The organism is Pseudomonas sp. P4795 (assembly GCF_048822895.1).
Taxonomy (GTDB): Bacteria; Pseudomonadota; Gammaproteobacteria; order Pseudomonadales; family Pseudomonadaceae; genus Aquipseudomonas.
This window is the reverse complement of sequence record NZ_JBMFBT010000005.1, coordinates 490,305-506,964: the sequence shown is the minus strand read 5'-3', so window position 1 is coordinate 506,964 and position 16,660 is coordinate 490,305. Positions and strand designations below refer to the sequence as shown.

The window sequence follows — 16,660 nt, the reverse complement described above, 5'->3', positions numbered from 1 at the left end:
CCCGATCAGTTGGTGATGTATTTGGCGCTGACGTACGGCGCGTAGTCCGGCAGTACCGCGTCGACCTTGCCTTGTTCCTTGAGGAACACGGCGGTGTCGGTGATGGCTTTGGTGGTCGGCGCGCCGAGGTCGCTGACCTGATCCGCTGCCAGCGGGTAGACGTTGCCTTGCAGCAGCAATGGAATGTCGCTGGCCTTGGCGCCGGACAGTTTTACGAGTTTGTCGACGTTGCTCTGGTTGGCGAGCCAGGCTTTCGGGTCTTTACGATAATCGGCGTAGGCGTCGAGCGTGACTTTGGCGAACGCGGTGACGATTTCCGGATACTTCTCGGCGAAATCTTTCCGCACGATCCACGCATCGAAAGTCGGCGCGCCGAACTTGGCCAGCTCACCGGAAGTGATCAGCACTTTGCCGTTTTCCTTGGCCACACCCAGCGCCGGATCCCACACATAAGTGGCGTCGATATCACCGCGTTTCCACGCGGCAATGATCGCTGGCGGGGCGAGGTTGAGTACGGTGACTTTCGATGGATCGATGTTCCAGTGCTTCAGCGCCGCGAGCAGGCTGTAGTGACCGGTGGACACGAACGGTACGGCGATCTTCTTGCCGATCAGATCCTGCGGCGTCTTGATCCCGGAGCCGTCGCGAGCGACCAGTGCTTCGGCGGCGCCGATCTGTGTGGCGATGAGGAAAGTTTCTACCGGAACCTTGCGGGTGATCGCCGCCGTCAGCGGGCTGGAACCGAGGTAGCCGATCTGCACGTCGCCGGAAGCGATGGCAGTGATGACGTCGGCGCCGTTATCAAATTTGCGCCAGTCGATTTTACCGTTGGTGGCTTTTTCGTAAGCGCCGTCGGCCTGGGCGACTTTCGCCGGGTCAACGGTGGTTTGGTAGGCGACGGTGAAGTCGGCGGCCTGAGCCATAACACTCGCGGCAGCCAGAGAGGCTGCTGCCAGCAGGCGAAGCGGGAAATTCATTTTCATGGGGGAGCTCCTCATCAGGCGGCCGAGGGTCGGCGTGTGAGGAGACTAAATGATCTAAGAATCTAGAAATAAATAACTTTTTCGAATTAGCTTATTAACGGAAAAATCTAAGCGGGTGGGCAGATAACGCTTTTGTGGCGAGGGGATTTATCCCCGTTCGGCTGCGCAGCAGTCGTAAAATCATCTTTCATGGTGTTTCGGATACGCCGCGTGTTGAGGATTTGGGGCTGCTTCGCAGCCCGACGGGGATAAATCCCCTCGCCACAGAGTTGTCTCAGCACACAAATTTATGTTTATTCAGGTCAATTACTGATCGCCAAAATACTCGCCTGATACGACCCGACAAACACATCAAAATCCCCCACCTCGTTCTGCTCAAGCTCTGCCTGCGCCGCCAGCGATGTCCGCGCCAGTTCCTCAAACTTCGCCTGTTCCTGAGCCGCCAACGGCTCGCTGCGGAAGTACTCGGCATGCTCCTGGCTCTTGCGCAGGGAGAACTGCGCAAAGCTCTCCTTGTGTTCCGCCATCGCCGCCAGCACTTGAGCCGAAGGCGTCAGCGACGAATCCTTGACCTTGGCCAGTTGCACATCCAGCGCCTTGCTGTGAGCGTCGCCGCCGTGGCTTTGATCGAGCAGCGCGGCCAGTGGGGCGATCTGCTCCAGCAGCTCGGCGGCCCATGCCTTCATCTCGACCGGCTCACCGTCGCGCTGCAATTGCAGGCCCGGACGCCGACCTTCCTTGACCACGCTGAGGAAGTTCGAAGTCGCGCCGCTGCAGGATATGTTGGTCAGCAGCGGGCTGTCGTTGAGCGCGCAGTACAGCAGGAACGCGTCGAGGAAGCGCGACTCGGTGAGGTCGATGCCCATCGGCAAAAACGGATTGATGTCCAGGCAACGTACTTCGACGTACTGAATGCCACGCGCCACCAGCGCCTGAATCGGCCGTTCGCCGGTGTAGGTCACGCGTTTCGGGCGGATGTTCGAGTAGTACTCGTTTTCGATCTGCAGGATGTTGGTGTTGAGTTGCACCCACTCGCCGTCCTGGTGCGTACCGACTTCAACGTACGGCGCGTACGGCGTGGCCACGGCTTTGCGCAGGCTGTCGGTGTAGCTCGCCAGATCGTTGTAGCACGGCGTCAGGCCGGCCTGAGCGTTGCTCTGGTAACCGAGGTCGCTCATGCGCAGGCTGGTGGCGTAAGGCAGGTACAGGGTGTCCGGATCGAGCTGTTCGAGCTGATGCGAACGACCGCGCAGGAAGCCCGCGTCCAGCGCCGGCGAGGCACCGAACAGGTACATCAACAGCCAGCTGTAGCGACGGAAGTTACGGATCAGTGCGATGTAGGAGACCGACTGGAAGTCGCGGTCAGTGCCGACGAAACCGTCGGACTCCTTGAGCAACGGCCAGAGTTTTTCCGGCAGGGAGAAGTTGTAGTGAATCCCGGCGATGCACTGCATGGTCTTGCCGTAACGCAGAGCCAGGCCCTTGCGGTAGACGTACTTCAACTGACCGATGTTGGAGCTGCCGTAGTAGGCAATCGGGATGTCTTCCTCGGCCGGCAACGGGCATGGCATCGATGGACTCCACAGGTACTCGGTGCCGAGCTTGCTATAGGCGAAGCGATGAATCTTGTCCAGGCTGGCGAGAGTGTCGGCCGGGTCGGGCAGGGCAGGCGTGATGAACTCCAGCAACGACTCGGAATAGTCGGTGGTGATCTGTTCGTTGGTCAACGCGGAACCCAGGCTTTCGGGATGCGGTGTTTGCGCCAGACGACCCTCGCCGGTCACGCGCAGGCATTCACGTTCGATACCGTGCAGGCACTGCTCAAGCAGAGAGAGGTTGGCGCGCTCACCGAGCAGAGCCAGGCGGCGGTTGAGAAGTTCGCTCAATTTGGATTCCTTCACGCGTCAGTCGCCCCAATATGGGGGTGGGCAGGACGGTCTACAAGGGTGAAGTTGAAACTGGCGTTTTCGCCTGGTTTTCGGGCCATGGAAGCCCCACTGGAAATGCCGACTTCGTTCCCTGAATCTGGCAGACGCGGGCGAAGAAAATTCCAACGCTGCGGTCACAGCGCCGAAATTAACTCAAAATGATGGGCAACATCTACAGGACAGCGAACGTGCCTTGCGCTTTTGCGACCAGTTTGTCGCCCTGCATCACCTCGGCTTCGACCACCAGCGTGCGTCGGCCCGGGTGGATGACCCGCGCCGTGCACAGCACCTCGCCGTCGGAAACGGCGCGGATGTAGTTGATCTTGCATTCGATGGTCGCACTTTGCTGATCAAAGCCGTGGGTGCTGGAACAGGCCAGCCCCATGGCGATGTCGACCAGGCTGAACAGCGCGCCGCCGTGCAGTTTGTTGCCACGGTTGCGCAACTGCGGTTCCAGCGCCAAGGCAACTTGCGCCACCCCGGTTTCCAGACTGTACAGGCGGCAGCCCAACAGCTTGAAAAATGCGCTCTCGACCAGCCCGGCCGGTATTTCCATCAGCGTTTCTTCAACTGCTTGGCGTTGGCGAACAGCGACGCCATGGCGTTGTTGCTCGGCGCGGCAGTGGCCGTTGGCGCTTCTTTACGCGGTGCGTTGCCGGAGGACTGACGCGAAGCCGAGCCCGGACGCGAACCACGGGCACCGTCGATTTTCTCGCCCGGCGTGTCGCCCATGCGCATCGACAGACCGACGCGTTTGCGCGGGATGTCGACTTCCATGACCTTCACTTTCACCACGTCGCCGGCCTTCACCGCTTCGCGTGGATCCTTGATGAATTTCTCCGACAACGCCGAGATATGCACCAGACCATCCTGATGCACACCGATGTCGACGAACGCGCCGAACGCCGTGACGTTGGTCACTACGCCTTCGAGAATCATCCCCAGTTCCAGGTCCTTGAGCTCTTCGACGCCTTCCTGGAACTCGGCAGTCTTGAACTCCGGACGCGGATCGCGGCCCGGTTTTTCCAGCTCTTGCAGAATGTCGGTAACGGTTGGCAGACCAAAAGTCTCGTCGGTGAATTTCTTCGGATCCAGACGCTTCAGGAACGCGGCATCACCGATCAGCGAGCGAATATCGCGGTCGGTTTCAGCGGCGATGCGCTGCACCAACGGATAGGCTTCCGGGTGCACCGCCGAGGAATCCAGCGGGTTGTCGCCGTTCATCACGCGCAAGAAGCCGGCAGCCTGTTCGAAGGTTTTTTCGCCCAGACGTGCGACTTTCTTCAAGGCGGCGCGGGTTTTGAATGCACCGTTTTCGTCACGGTGGGTAACGATATTCTGCGCCAGGGTCGCGTTGAGGCCGGAGATCCGTGCCAGCAGCGCCACGGAAGCAGTGTTCACGTCGACACCGACGGCGTTCACGCAATCCTCGACCACTGCGTCCAGGCCTCGCGCCAGTTTCAGCTGCGATACGTCGTGCTGGTACTGGCCGACGCCGATGGATTTCGGATCGATTTTCACCAGCTCGGCCAGTGGATCCTGCAAGCGACGAGCGATAGACACTGCGCCACGGATCGACACGTCCAGATCCGGGAATTCCTTGGCTGCCAGTTCCGACGCCGAGTACACCGATGCTCCGGCCTCGGAGACCATGACCTTGGTCATTTTCATGGCTGGATATTTTTTGATCAGCTCGATCGCCAGCTTGTCGGTTTCCCGGCTGGCGGTGCCGTTGCCGATAGCGATCAGGTCGACCGAGTGCTTGGCGCACAAAGCAGCCAGCACGGCGATGGTCTGATCCCACTTGTTGTGCGGCACGTGCGGATAAACCGTGGTGTGATCGAGCAGCTTGCCGGTGGAGTCGACCACCGCAACCTTGCAACCGGTGCGCAGGCCCGGGTCGAGACCCAAGGTTGCGCGCGGGCCGGCCGGAGCGGCCAGCAGCAAGTCGTGCAGGTTGTGCGCAAACACATTGATCGCCTCGGTTTCAGCGCCGTCACGCAGCTCGCCGAGCAGGTCGGTTTCGAGGTGGGTGTAGAGCTTGACCTTCCAAGTCCAGCGCACTACTTCGCCAAGCCATTTGTCCGCCGGACGGCCCTGATTCTGGATGCCGAATTGCTGGCCGATCATGCCTTCGCACGGGTGCATGGTGCCCGGCAGTTCGTCGCCGACTTTCAGTGCGGAGCTGAGAATGCCTTCGTTGCGGCCACGGAAAATCGCCAGCGCACGGTGCGACGGCATGCTTTTCAGCGGTTCGTCGTGTTCGAAGTAGTCGCGGAACTTGGCGCCTGCCTCTTCCTTGCCGGCGATCACGCGGGCACTCAGAGTGGCTTCCTGTTTCAGATAGTTGCGCAGTTTTTCCAGCAGGTTGGCGTCTTCGGCGAAGCGCTCCATGAGGATGTACTTGGCGCCTTCCAGCGCAGCTTTTACATCGGCCACGCCTTTTTCGGCGTCGATGAAGCGTGCGGCTTCGGTTTCCGGCGTCAGCGATGGGTCGTTGAACAGACCGTCGGCCAACTCGCCGAGGCCGGCTTCCAGGGCAATCTGGCCCTTGGTGCGGCGCTTCTGCTTGTACGGCAGGTACAAGTCTTCGAGGCGGGTCTTGGTGTCGGCAAGCTTGATGTCGCGTTCCAGTTCAGGGGTGAGTTTGCCCTGCTCCTGAATGCTGGCGAGGATGCTGATACGCCGTTCGTCGAGTTCTCGCAGGTAGCGCAGACGTTCTTCCAGATGACGCAACTGGGTGTCATCGAGGCTGCCGGTGACTTCTTTCCGGTAACGGGCGATGAAGGGCACGGTCGAGCCTTCATCGAGTAGCGCGACGGCCGCTTCGACCTGTTGTGGGCGTACGCCGAGTTCCTCGGCGATGCGGCTGTTGATGCTGTCCATAAAACCACCTGACAAATTGTGAAAGCAGGCTCGCAGGCACGAAAATAAAGGCCCGGAGTCTGGTTGAGCGGCCTGACGTTCGCCGCTGCCTGGGTCAAGAGGCATGCCATTGACCCGTGAAATCGAACAATTACTGCGCTGGCCATGGAAAAAACCAGCGGCCATCTAAGGTAACGATTCAGACGTTGCCTGACACAAAACGCCGCGCATTATAACCAGCGTTCTGTCATTCGGGGGCGACGCAGTCTGTAGGCATAAACCCCGGTTTTCTGGCAGTGAAGGAAAAATCTGCTAACAATGCACACGGTGCGTATAACGACAGCTACGCCATAATGCGCGCCGAGCTAAAAGGAGCATCTAATGAGCAGCACTGCACAACCTGCTGAAGGCGAAAAAATTCTTATTGTTGACGACGATCCGGGGCTGAGCAGCCTGCTGGAACGTTTCTTCGTCAGCAAGGGCTACCGTGCCCGCGCTGTACCGAACACTGAGCAGATGGACCGTTTGCTGGCCCGCGAAGTGTTCAATCTGGTGGTTCTCGACCTGATGCTGCCCGGCGAAGACGGCTTGACCGCTTGCCGCCGCCTGCGTGGCGCGAACAATCAGATCCCGATCATCATGCTCACCGCCAAGGGCGACGAGCTGAGCCGTATCAAGGGCCTGGAACTGGGCGCCGACGACTACCTGGCCAAGCCGTTCAACCCGGACGAGCTGATGGCCCGCGTCAAAGCGGTCCTGCGTCGCCAAGCCACACCTGTACCGGGCGCACCGGGCAGCGAAGACGAAAACGTCACGTTCGGTGATTACGTGCTGTCGCTGGCCACCCGCGAACTCAAGCGCGGCGACGAAGTACACATGCTCACCACCGGTGAGTTTGCGGTACTCAAGGCCTTGGTGATGAACGCGCGTCTGCCACTGACCCGCGACAAGCTGATGAACCTGGCCCGTGGTCGTGAATGGGATGCTCTGGAGCGTTCCATCGACGTGCAGATTTCCCGTCTGCGCCGGATGATCGAACCTGATCCGTCCAAACCGCGCTACATCCAGACGGTCTGGGGCGTGGGCTACGTGTTCGTACCGGATGGCAACGCCACCAAGTGATTGGTGATTTGTAGGAGCGGGTCTGGCGGATGAGTTGTCCGCAGACTCGCAATCCGCAATATGCGAGCATTGCTCGCTCATGCAAGTGTGTAGCGCTTATCCATGAAAACCCCCGTCTGGTTCCCGCAAAGTTTCTTCTCCCGCACCCTGTGGCTGGTGCTCATCGTCGTGCTGTTTTCCAAGGCGCTGACCCTGGTTTATCTGTTGATGAACGAAGACGTGCTGGTGGATCGCCAATACAGCCACGGCGTGGCCCTGACGTTGCGCGCCTATTGGGCGGCCGACGAAGAAAACCGCGAGAAGATTGCCGATGCCGCAACCCTGATCCGCGTGGTCGGCGCCGGTGTGCCGGAAGGCGAACAGCACTGGCCGTACAGCGAAATCTATCAGCGACAGATGCAGGCAGAACTCGGTGCCGACACCGAAGTGCGCTTGCGCATGCACTCGCCGCCGGCGCTGTGGGTGCGCGCGCCTAGCCTGGGTGATGGCTGGCTGAAAGTGCCGCTGTACCCGCATCCGTTGCGCGGACAGAAGATCTGGAACGTGCTCGGCTGGTTCCTCGCCATTGGTTTGCTGTCCACCGCATCGGCGTGGATTTTTGTCAGCCAGCTCAATCAACCGTTGAAGCGCTTGGTCTACGCCGCCCGGCAATTGGGTCAGGGCCGCAGCGTGCGCCTGCCAATCAGCGATACACCGAGCGAAATGACCGAGGTTTACCGCGCGTTCAACCAGATGGCGGAAGACGTCGAGCAGGCCGGTCGCGAGCGGGAGCTGATGCTGGCGGGTGTGTCCCACGATTTGCGTACGCCGCTGACGCGTTTGCGCTTGTCGCTTGAGCTGATGGGCGATCACACCGATCTGACCGACGATATGGTGCGCGACATCGAAGACATGGACGCGATTCTCGACCAGTTCCTGGCGTTCATTCGTGACGGCCGTGATGAAACCGTAGAAGAGGTGGACCTCAGCGATCTGGTGCGTGAAGTGGCTGCGCCGTACAACCAGAGCGAAGAAAAAGTGCGTTTGCGTCTGGAGCCTATCCAGCCGTTTCCGCTGCGTAGGGTGTCGATGAAACGTTTGCTGAACAACCTGATTGGCAATGCCTTGAATCACGCGGGTAGTGGGGTTGAAGTGGCGGCTTATGTATCCGGCGACACCAGTGCGCCGTATGTGGTGCTGAGTGTGATGGACCGTGGCGCGGGGATTGACCCGTCCGAGCTTGAGGCGATTTTCAATCCGTTTACCCGTGGGGATCGGGCGCGGGGCGGGAAGGGCACTGGGCTGGGATTGGCGATTGTGAAGCGGATTGCTTCGATGCATGGAGGGAATGTTGAGTTGCGCAATCGATCCGGGGGTGGGCTGGAGGCGCGAGTTCGGTTGCCGCTGGGGTTGATGCTTCCAAGAGACGCCGTTTAACCGCTAAAAGCTCGCAGCCTGCGGCAGCTCCTACAGGGGACGCATTCCATGTAGGAGCTGCCGCAGGCTGCGATCTTTTGATCTTTTCGCTTTATCCCTTGCCTTTAGTACGAGTCATATTCGGCCCGCCATTCTTCTCAAGATGCTCAATGATGATCCCCGCCACATTCTTCCCGGTGGTGGTCTCGATCCCTTCCAGCCCCGGCGACGAGTTCACTTCCATCACCAGCGGCCCGTGATTGGACCGCAAGATATCCACACCCGCCACCGCCAGCCCCATGACCTTGGCCGCACGCAGCGCAGTCATGCGTTCTTCCGGGGTGATCTTGATCAGGCTGGCGCTGCCGCCGCGATGCAGGTTGGAGCGAAATTCCCCAGGCTTGGCCTGACGCTTCATCGCCGCGATCACCTTGTCGCCGACCACGAAGCAACGGATGTCGGCGCCACCGGCCTCCTTGATGTATTCCTGGACCATGATGTTCTGCTTCAAACCCATGAACGCTTCGATCACCGACTCCGCGGCCGTCGCGGTTTCGCACAAGACCACGCCGATGCCCTGGGTCCCCTCCAGCACCTTGATCACCAGCGGCGCGCCGTTGACCATGTCGATCAGGTCTGGAATGTCATCCGGCGAGTGGGCAAAACCGGTCACCGGCAGGCCGATACCGCGCCGCGAGAGCAATTGCAGCGAACGCAGCTTGTCCCGTGAACGGGCAATCGCCACCGATTCGTTGAGCGGGAACACCCCCATCATTTCGAACTGACGCAACACTGCGCAGCCATAAAACGTCACCGACGCGCCGATCCTTGGAATCACTGCATCGAAGCCTTCCAGCGGTTTGCCACGGTAGTGGATCTGCGGCTTGTGGCTGGCAATGTTCATATAGGCGCGCAATGTGTCGATCACCACCATTTCATGCCCGCGCTCGGTTCCGGCTTCGACCAGACGGCGGGTGGAATACAGACGCGGATTGCGCGACAGAACAGCGATCTTCATGCAACACCTGTGGAGGAGGTAGATACCGGGAACACCGGCTTGTCTTGTACATATTTGATGCCCGGATTGACCACCAGGTGGCCGTCGATCAGGGCTTTGGAACCGAGCAACAGGCGATAACGCATGGACTTGCGGCAGGCGAGGGTGAACTCGATCGGCCAGACTCGATCACCGAGGGCCAGCGTCGTGCTGATCACGTAGCGCTCCTGCGCGTGGCCGTTAGAGCTTTTGATAGTCTTGCGGGTCACCAGCGGCGCTTCGCAACGCCGATGGCGTAACTGCACCACCGTGCCCAGGTGCGCGGTGAAACGCACCCATTTCTGGCCATCGCGCTCAAACGGCTCGATGTCGGTGGCGTGCAGGCTGGAGGTACTGGCGCCGGTGTCGATTTTTGCCCGAAGGCCGGCGACTCCCAGATCCGGGAGCGCCACCCACTCGCGCAGACCGACAACGGTCAAATGGTCAAATGTCTTCAAAAAAATGCTCAACCGGTGAAAACTGCCGACGGGCCTGTATTGGCTCGGATTGGCGGTATTCACGCAGAATAATGGTTAAAAGGCGACAGATATCGACGGCCCGGATTGTTGGTAGTTCAAGCCAGACGGCGACGCGCACATTGTAATGCGCGTCGGGGTAATTCATGGCATGACAGGAACGGTAGTACAGTTCACCAATATTTCAGAATGAGGACATTCCATGGCACAAAAAAGCGTCGAGGACGACAAGGTCCGTCTCGACAAGTGGCTATGGGCTGCGCGTTTTTACAAAACCCGCGCCTTGGCCAAAGCCGCCATCGAGAGTGGCAAGGTGCATTGTCGGGGAGAGCGCTGCAAGCCTGGCAAAGAGCCACGCATCGGCGATGAATTCGAGATTCGCACCGGGTTCGATTCAAAAGTTGTCGTGGTGCAGGCTCTGTCGATCGTACGCCGTGGCGCGCCTGAGGCGCAGACGCTGTATGCGGAGACCGAAGCCAGCATCGCCAAGCGCGAAGCCTCCGCCGAGATGCGCAAGGCCGGTGCGATGGGCGTGACCACCGATGGCAAGCCGAGCAAAAAGCAGCGGCGGGATTTGTTCAAGTTTCGTGGGAACAGCAGCAGCGAGTAAGGATGGTATTTGTGTAGTGATTGTTGCGGCCTCATCGCTAGCAGGCTAGCTCCCACAGTGAAATGCATTCGAAAGTGGGAGCCAGCCTGCTGGCGATCGAGTGCGCAGCACTCGCCATAGGCGACGCAATATCAGGCGCTGCGCACCACACTCATCCGCGACACCACCGGCAATTTGCCCAGCAAACTAAAAATCGGCGCCGTGACCTTCAGCCAGAAATTCGCCGCGTGATAAGCAAACGGTGTGTAGTAACCCCAACCTAGCGCCCACACCGCCAACAACATTCCGCCAATGTAGTCGTCCTGGCCCCAATGCGCACCGGCCACCAAACGCGGCAGCATAAACAACAGCGCCAGACCCCACACCGCCAGAAACTGGCCAACCGTGCGGCTGAACACGCCCATGAACAGCGCCCAGATCAGCAATACCGAAGCATGGTCACCGGGAAAGCTCTGGCTCGAGCGATCCTTCAGCTCCCAGGTTTTCTCAAGGTGCGGGAAGTAATCGCTCAGATGCACCGCGCCTTCCAGCACCATCGACGGGCTGCTGTGTTGCCAGCCCATGCGATCGGCGAACTTGGAGAACAGCGCGCGAATCACCACCATCAACAGCAGAATCGAGAAAAAACCGAAGAATGCGCGGCGCGCGTCAATCGCCTTGAACACCCAGTCGCCCTTGATAAGAAGCGTCAGCAGAATCAGTCCGACAACGATGTCGAACGGGCGCAGACTTGCAATTGCCCAGATGTGGAGCCATATGGGGTTGCTGGCCAGCGGCGTATTGAGTGAGCGGAACAGCCACTCGTCGAAAATCACACACAGCATCTGACCCGTAGGCCATAACCAGAAAGCCAGTAGCGCCAACGGCACCACATTGCACAGAACCAGCCGGCCGAGGTTCCATCTGGATTGGAACAAACCCGGATTGTTCATAAAATGCCTCCCGTGGCTGAACGTTACGCACCAAACAGGTGCAAAGAAGCGCGGCATTCTCATATCTTGTAATCATTTTGTCATCAATTCAGATACCCAGACCTATGACCGATCTCCCGGATACCGACTACACCCAACGCTTCATCTTCGATGACAGCGACACTCGCGGCGAATTGGTGTCGCTGGAACGCAGCTATGCCGAAGTGCTCGCCAAGCATCCGTACCCGGAGCCGGTCGCGCAGTTGCTCGGCGAGCTGATGGCTGCCGCGTCGTTGCTGGTTGGCACGCTGAAATTCGACGGCTTGCTGATTCTGCAGGCGCGCTCCGAAGGCCCGATCCCGATGCTGATGATCGAGTGCTCCAGCGAGCGCGAAATCCGTGGTTTGGCGCGTTATCACGCGGACCAGATCGCCCCGGACGCGACCCTCAGCGACCTGATGCCGAAGGGCGTCCTGGCCCTGACCGTCGATCCGACCGAAGGCCAGCGTTATCAAGGCATCGTCGATCTGGACGGCGAAACCCTGTCCGAGTGCTTCACCAACTATTTCGTCATGTCGCAACAAATCGGCACGCGTTTCTGGCTGTACGCTGATGGCCGTCGCGCCCGTGGTCTGCTGCTGCAGCAACTACCGGCGGACCGCTTGAAGGACGAAGAAGAACGAGCCGCCAGTTGGCAGCACATCACCGCGCTGGGCAGTACATTGACCGCCGATGAACTGTTGAGCCTGGACAACGAAACCGTGCTGCACCGCCTCTACCATGAAGAGCAGGTGCGTCTGTTTGATGTGCAGCATCTGCACTTCCATTGCAGCTGCTCGCGTGAGCGTTCGGGCAATGCGCTGATCAGCCTCGGTCTGGAAGACGCGCAGGCACTGGTCATCGAACACGGTGGAAATATCGAGATCGATTGCCAGTTTTGCAACGAACGCTACCTGTTTGATGCAACAGATGTTGTCCAATTGTTCGCTGGCGCAGGCGTAGAGACCCCGTCAGATACCCGGCACTAAAACGGTTCAGCGCAGGTAAATTCACTGCGCTACGACGGAATTACGCCGTTACGACGGGAGGACCCTACTCTTTTTGGGCGTTTCTGGCATAATCCGGCCCACTTTTTGTCGCGGTAGTAGTGCACGACTTTCTACTACAAAACGTTTGGAGCACACTCGGCCACTGGCCGACGGGGAATCTCATGACGCAAGCCAATAACGCCGTGTACACCGATCTGAGTGTTGATGATCTGGTAAAAGAAGCCCTGAACCGCGGTGAGGGCGAGCTTGCCGATACCGGCGCTCTGGTTGTTCGCACCGGTCATCGCACCGGTCGTTCGCCAGTCGATCGCTTCATCGTTGAAGAGCCTTCCACCCAGGCCGCTATCGCCTGGGGCCCGATCAACCGCAAGTTCCCGGCCGACAAGTTCGATGCCCTGTGGGACCGCGTTGAAGCGTTCAACAACGCACAAGAGCATTTCGTTTCCCACGTGCATGTAGGCGCGGCCGACGATCACTACCTCGCCGTGAAAATGACCACTCAGACTGCCTGGCAGAACCTGTTCGGTCGTTGCCTGTTCATCAACCCGGAAAAGTACAACCCGGCTGGCCGCGATGAGTGGCAAGTGCTCAACGTTGCCAACTTCGAGTGCGTGCCCGAGCGTGACGGCACCAACTCCGATGGTTGCGTGATCCTCAACTTCGCCCAGAAAAAAGTCCTGATTGCCGGCATGCGTTACGCCGGTGAGATGAAGAAAGCCATGTTCTCGGTGCAGAACTTCCTGCTGCCGGCTACTGACGTACTGCCTATGCACTGCGCTGCCAACATCGGCGAAGAAGGCGACGTGACCCTGTTCTTCGGTTTGTCCGGCACTGGCAAAACCACCCTGTCGGCCGACGAAAGCCGTTACCTGATCGGTGACGACGAACACGGCTGGGGCGAAGGCGTTGTCTTCAACATCGAAGGCGGCTGCTACGCAAAATGCATCGACTTGTCCGAGAAGAACGAGCCGGTCATCTGGAAAGCCATCAAGCACGGCGCAGTGCTGGAAAACGTTGTGATCGACGATGCCAAGCACGCCGACTACGCTGACGTCAGCCTGACCCAGAACAGCCGCGCCGCGTACCCGCTGGAGCACGTTGCCAAGCGCTCCGAGAAGAACCTCGGTGGCGAGCCGAACGCTGTAATCTTCCTGACCTGCGACCTGACCGGCGTACTGCCGCCAGTGTCGATCCTCAACGAAGAACAAGCGGCCTACCACTTCCTGTCTGGCTACACCGCGCTGGTGGGCTCGACTGAAATGGGTTCCGGCAGCGGCATCAAGTCGACCTTCTCCACCTGCTTCGGCGCACCGTTCTTCCCGCGCCCGGCCGGCGAATACGCAGAGCTGCTGATCAAACGCATCCGCGGCTTCGGCTCCAAGGTCTACCTGGTCAACACCGGCTGGACCGGCGGCGGCTACGGTGTCGGCAAACGCTTCAACATCCCGACTACCCGCGCAGTCATCGCAGCGATCCAGAGCGGCGCCCTGATCGGCACTGCAACCGAGCACCTGGACACCATCAACCTCGACGTGCCACTGGCCGTACCGGGCGTTGAAACTGGCCTGTTGAACCCACGCAACACCTGGGCTGACAAGGCTGCATACGACGAAGCCGCCAAAGCATTGGCCGGTCTGTTCATCGAGAACTTCAAGAAGTTCGAAGTGAGCGACGCGATCAAGGCTGCTGGTCCGAAGTTGTAAGACTTAGGTCTGGTGAATGAGAAAGCCGCCTTTTGGGGCGGCTTTTTTGTGGGCAGTGGGTCCGCGCTGCGAATGCTTAAGTATCAATATTCCAGCGTTAATTGCGCTTAACAGCCAAAATTCTGCCACTTATCCGCCAAGCTTTGGTTTTTCGCAGAGGCGTCATAGGTGCGTGCTGCTCACCTGCGACTTTTTCTGTGGCTCGCAACTTTTCCACTCGGAACTCGCGAGAGGGACGCCGCAAACCTCGAACGATGTCGTCCATCTCTCGAACGCTTTCAAGTAACTCTTCAAAAAATCGGCTCATGGTTGTTACCTGATTTGGATCATTCCCACGCGAAGCGCAGGAATGAGTTCTCCCTTGGCTTCAGGCCGGTGCTTTCCAATTCATCATGCGTTGCTGCGCAACCTGCAGCAGGTCACAGCCGTCCTGGGTCAGTATGTAGAGCGCATGAGTGATATGGGGGATGTCTTTGACGTCGGCTTGTTTGAAGCAGAGGCAGTAGAGGGTTTCGAGCAGATCGGCGGATGCGCGCAGGCGTTGGAAGGCGCATTCGAGGATGTCTTGCGGGTTGGCTTCTGTGTCGATCACCAAGGGCTTGGTGTCGGTGAGGTTGGATTCGAGTGGGTGGTAGCGATCGGTGGGGAAGTGTTTCCGTGAATTCATAAATGCGATCTCTGTAGGCTTCGGATGAACCGCTGCTACCGTGACCAAGCGGTGGAGGCGGACTGTGTTCAAGTTGGTCAAACCGGCAGAGATAACCCGGTACGCCGAAGCGTCCCAAACACAGCCGCCATATAGCGAGCCGACAAAAAACGTCGGCAGCATACAAGGGCATGCATCAGTTATCTCTGTTTTTCAGGTGACCAAACCTGAGCCGCTGATATCTTGCAGCGGCGGAGTCGACTATAGATTCGAGCCACCAAGCCGCGATAGGCGATAAAGAGTCTTCACTTGTAGGAACAGGACGAAGATCGCATAGGCCGTTGCTGTAGGTTTTTTCGTCGCCTCAACCAATATGCTGATACGCCGCAACATCCCCCAGCGCGGTGCTCAGCCCCGTGGCCGGCGCGTAGATCGTGCCCTTCACCGCCGAAAGCATCACGCCTTTGCTGCCCAGCGAAACGTAGCGCTCGCCTTTATCCAGTTCGGTGAAATAGGTGTAGGAATGCTTTTCCATCGCCTTGTACTGTGCGGCGGCGCGGGTCATGGCGTTGTGGTGGGTTTGCAGGTCGGCTTGGGTCAGGTTGAGTGGTTTGGCCAGCGTTACGCCCCAGCGTTTCAGGCAGGTTTCAGCGAAGTGGCGGACGATCAGGCCCGGTTCGGCCAGCACTTTCGCGCCCGCCACGCCGTCGGCTGCCGCATTGCCCACCAGCGTGGCGTGGCGGCCGGGCATTGGGTAGATGCTGGTTTTGGTGCCGGTGGCAGTTTGCGGGATGACGCAGCTGAAGCCTTTCGAGCGCTCGTCGCGTGCGTAGAAGCCCACGTACTCTTTGACGTTGTAATTGAGTTTGACGCGGTTCTCCTGAAAGTTGCCGATGCCCGGCACCGGATCAATCGCGAAGATGTTCACCGGGATGTTCTTCAGTGCGCTGTCGTTGAACATTGCGTTGGCCAGCATATGACAACTGATGCCACCGCGACTCCAACCCACAAGATTGACTTTGGTTGGAATGACACCGTCCTTGCGGAACGTTTTGATTATCTGTTCCTGCAACTTCTGTTGCGTGACGCTGCGATCACCGTAGTTATATTTACGCCACATCCACGATCCTTCTACTTTGACATCTTCAATGGGGATGCCGGCAGCTTTCAGGCGGTTGTATTCGGCCTCGGTCAGTTGCTCGCGCTGCCAGTCACACTTGCCTTTAATGATATTCATAGCGTGTTGCACGTTTTCGTCCCAGCCCTTGCCGAATAGCGTGCCGCTGAGCCCGTAGTCTTTGGACTTGGTGAACAGTTCGTCTGCCTGCAAATTGCTGGTGCCGGGACCGTCAACCACCAGCCACTCGGCGAACTCGCGGCCGCCGTGATGCGAGGCGAGCGTGGAAACCAGTTCGCCGTCCCAGTAGTTGCCATTGGTGGTATCAAACTTCGTGGAACCCGTGCCGCAAAAGAAAATAGTTAATGTTGTCATGAGTAGTGCTCTTGGTTGATGTAAGAGCAAACAGACTAGTGCTGGTTTTTCCGATAAATAAAGCGGTGGGTTGTTGCGAGTTTTGTAGGTTTGTAAATCATGTGGCTTATTTAACTTGTTGCTTTGCAACTTCCAGCAGGTCGCATCCATCCTGCATCAATAAATAAAGCGCATTGATGATGTTCGGAATGTCTTTCACATCCGCCTGTTTGAAACACAAGCAGTAAAGAGTTTCCAGAAGGTCAGTGGCTGCACGCATGCGTTGCTCGGCGGCATCGAGCAAATCACTCTGAGTTGCGTCGGTATCAATCACCAGCACCGGATTGTCGCAGTAGTTGCTTTTAAGGGGGCGATAACGGGATTCAAGCGGTTCGAAGGTGTTCATGGTTGAGGCGCGTCCTTTATGCAGTCGCTTGGGCGGGCCGACACCCAGTGTTCAGCCGC

15 protein-coding genes are annotated in these 16,660 nt (G+C 58.7%); 5 read left to right on the top strand and 10 right to left on the bottom strand.

Annotated features, from left to right (window positions below; all coding sequences use genetic code 11):
* Positions 1 to 5 precede the first annotated feature (5 nt).
* The 4 genes from tauA to ACOI8A_RS17375 all read right to left on the bottom strand — a co-directional run bounded on the left by tauA (position 6) and on the right by ACOI8A_RS17375 (position 5,797).
* Entirely contained in the window at positions 6 to 983 is a 978-nt protein-coding gene (gene tauA / locus ACOI8A_RS17390) for a taurine ABC transporter substrate-binding protein (protein WP_420646760.1), read from the bottom strand.
* A 302-nt stretch (positions 984 to 1,285) separates the two neighbouring features.
* Positions 1,286 to 2,869, bottom strand: a complete 1,584-nt coding sequence (gene gshA / locus ACOI8A_RS17385; protein WP_420646761.1) for a glutamate--cysteine ligase — start codon at positions 2,867 to 2,869, stop codon at positions 1,286 to 1,288.
* A 214-nt stretch (positions 2,870 to 3,083) separates the two neighbouring features.
* On the bottom strand, positions 3,084 to 3,467 hold the full coding sequence (locus ACOI8A_RS17380) for a PaaI family thioesterase (RefSeq protein WP_420646762.1): 384 nt from the start codon (positions 3,465 to 3,467) through the stop codon (positions 3,084 to 3,086).
* Positions 3,467 to 5,797 (bottom strand): Tex family protein, encoded by a 2,331-nt coding sequence (locus ACOI8A_RS17375; RefSeq protein WP_420646763.1) that lies wholly within the window; start codon positions 5,795 to 5,797, stop codon positions 3,467 to 3,469. Before ACOI8A_RS17375 ends, ACOI8A_RS17380 begins: the two co-directional genes overlap by 1 nt.
* A 360-nt stretch (positions 5,798 to 6,157) precedes the next feature.
* Here ACOI8A_RS17375 and ompR point away from each other — a divergent pair, with 360 nt between their 5' ends.
* Both ompR and ACOI8A_RS17365 read left to right on the top strand, forming a co-directional pair.
* On the top strand, positions 6,158 to 6,898 hold the full coding sequence (ompR, locus tag ACOI8A_RS17370) for a two-component system response regulator OmpR (RefSeq protein ID WP_420646764.1): 741 nt from the start codon (positions 6,158 to 6,160) through the stop codon (positions 6,896 to 6,898).
* A 102-nt stretch (positions 6,899 to 7,000) separates the two neighbouring features.
* Positions 7,001 to 8,314 carry an ATP-binding protein gene (locus tag ACOI8A_RS17365; RefSeq protein ID WP_420646765.1) on the top strand — a complete coding sequence of 438 codons (1,314 nt, stop codon included), beginning with the start codon at positions 7,001 to 7,003 and terminating at the stop codon, positions 8,312 to 8,314.
* Between the two features lie 91 nt (positions 8,315 to 8,405).
* Here ACOI8A_RS17365 and rimK read toward each other — a convergent pair whose 3' ends face one another.
* Together rimK and ACOI8A_RS17355 are read right to left on the bottom strand one after the other, a co-directional pair.
* On the bottom strand, positions 8,406 to 9,311 hold the full coding sequence (gene rimK, locus ACOI8A_RS17360; protein WP_007949201.1) for a 30S ribosomal protein S6--L-glutamate ligase: 906 nt from the start codon (positions 9,309 to 9,311) through the stop codon (positions 8,406 to 8,408).
* A complete protein-coding gene (locus ACOI8A_RS17355; RefSeq protein ID WP_175559556.1) occupies positions 9,308 to 9,754 on the bottom strand; it encodes an ATP-dependent zinc protease in 447 nt (148 codons plus the stop codon). Before ACOI8A_RS17355 ends, rimK begins: the two co-directional genes overlap by 4 nt.
* Positions 9,755 to 10,007: 253 nt before the next feature.
* Here ACOI8A_RS17355 and ACOI8A_RS17350 point away from each other — a divergent pair, with 253 nt between their 5' ends.
* A complete protein-coding gene (locus ACOI8A_RS17350; RefSeq protein ID WP_420646766.1) occupies positions 10,008 to 10,415 on the top strand; it encodes an RNA-binding S4 domain-containing protein in 408 nt (135 codons plus the stop codon).
* Positions 10,416 to 10,546: 131 nt separating this feature from the next.
* Here the strand turns inward: ACOI8A_RS17350 and ACOI8A_RS17345 are convergent, their stop codons facing one another.
* A complete protein-coding gene (locus tag ACOI8A_RS17345) occupies positions 10,547 to 11,347 on the bottom strand; it encodes a phosphatase PAP2 family protein (protein WP_420646767.1) in 801 nt (266 codons plus the stop codon).
* A 104-nt stretch (positions 11,348 to 11,451) separates the two neighbouring features.
* Here ACOI8A_RS17345 and hslO point away from each other — a divergent pair, with 104 nt between their 5' ends.
* Positions 11,452 to 12,354 (top strand): Hsp33 family molecular chaperone HslO, encoded by a 903-nt coding sequence (gene hslO / locus ACOI8A_RS17340; RefSeq protein ID WP_420646768.1) that lies wholly within the window; start codon positions 11,452 to 11,454, stop codon positions 12,352 to 12,354.
* 182 nt (positions 12,355 to 12,536) lie between these two features.
* On the top strand, positions 12,537 to 14,078 hold the full coding sequence (locus ACOI8A_RS17335; protein WP_420646769.1) for a phosphoenolpyruvate carboxykinase: 1,542 nt from the start codon (positions 12,537 to 12,539) through the stop codon (positions 14,076 to 14,078).
* A 367-nt stretch (positions 14,079 to 14,445) separates the two neighbouring features.
* Here the strand turns inward: ACOI8A_RS17335 and ACOI8A_RS17330 are convergent, their stop codons facing one another.
* The 3 genes from ACOI8A_RS17330 to ACOI8A_RS17320 all read right to left on the bottom strand — a co-directional run bounded on the left by ACOI8A_RS17330 (position 14,446) and on the right by ACOI8A_RS17320 (position 16,601).
* On the bottom strand, positions 14,446 to 14,745 hold the full coding sequence (locus tag ACOI8A_RS17330) for a hypothetical protein (RefSeq protein ID WP_420647162.1): 300 nt from the start codon (positions 14,743 to 14,745) through the stop codon (positions 14,446 to 14,448).
* Positions 14,746 to 15,088: 343 nt separating this feature from the next.
* Entirely contained in the window at positions 15,089 to 16,216 is a 1,128-nt protein-coding gene (locus ACOI8A_RS17325; RefSeq protein ID WP_420646770.1) for a hypothetical protein, read from the bottom strand.
* A 106-nt stretch (positions 16,217 to 16,322) separates the two neighbouring features.
* Positions 16,323 to 16,601: a hypothetical protein gene (locus ACOI8A_RS17320; RefSeq protein ID WP_420646771.1), complete on the bottom strand. Its 279-nt coding sequence runs from the start codon at positions 16,599 to 16,601 to the stop codon at positions 16,323 to 16,325.
* Positions 16,602 to 16,660 lie beyond the last annotated feature (59 nt).

Coding starts and splice junctions, on each gene's coding strand:
- ACOI8A_RS17375 (WP_420646763.1), bottom strand. CDS start 5,797: ATGGACAGCATCAACAGCCGCATCGCCGAGGAACTCGGCGTACGCCCA.
- ACOI8A_RS17380 (WP_420646762.1), bottom strand. CDS start 3,467: ATGGAAATACCGGCCGGGCTGGTCGAGAGCGCATTTTTCAAGCTGTTG.
- ACOI8A_RS17365 (WP_420646765.1), top strand. CDS start 7,001: ATGAAAACCCCCGTCTGGTTCCCGCAAAGTTTCTTCTCCCGCACCCTG.
- ACOI8A_RS17335 (WP_420646769.1), top strand. CDS start 12,537: ATGACGCAAGCCAATAACGCCGTGTACACCGATCTGAGTGTTGATGAT.
- ACOI8A_RS17350 (WP_420646766.1), top strand. CDS start 10,008: ATGGCACAAAAAAGCGTCGAGGACGACAAGGTCCGTCTCGACAAGTGG.
- ompR (WP_420646764.1), top strand. CDS start 6,158: ATGAGCAGCACTGCACAACCTGCTGAAGGCGAAAAAATTCTTATTGTT.
- ACOI8A_RS17320 (WP_420646771.1), bottom strand. CDS start 16,601: ATGAACACCTTCGAACCGCTTGAATCCCGTTATCGCCCCCTTAAAAGC.
- ACOI8A_RS17345 (WP_420646767.1), bottom strand. CDS start 11,347: ATGAACAATCCGGGTTTGTTCCAATCCAGATGGAACCTCGGCCGGCTG.
- hslO (WP_420646768.1), top strand. CDS start 11,452: ATGACCGATCTCCCGGATACCGACTACACCCAACGCTTCATCTTCGAT.
- ACOI8A_RS17330 (WP_420647162.1), bottom strand. CDS start 14,745: ATGAATTCACGGAAACACTTCCCCACCGATCGCTACCACCCACTCGAA.
- rimK (WP_007949201.1), bottom strand. CDS start 9,311: ATGAAGATCGCTGTTCTGTCGCGCAATCCGCGTCTGTATTCCACCCGC.
- ACOI8A_RS17325 (WP_420646770.1), bottom strand. CDS start 16,216: ATGACAACATTAACTATTTTCTTTTGCGGCACGGGTTCCACGAAGTTT.
- tauA (WP_420646760.1), bottom strand. CDS start 983: ATGAAAATGAATTTCCCGCTTCGCCTGCTGGCAGCAGCCTCTCTGGCT.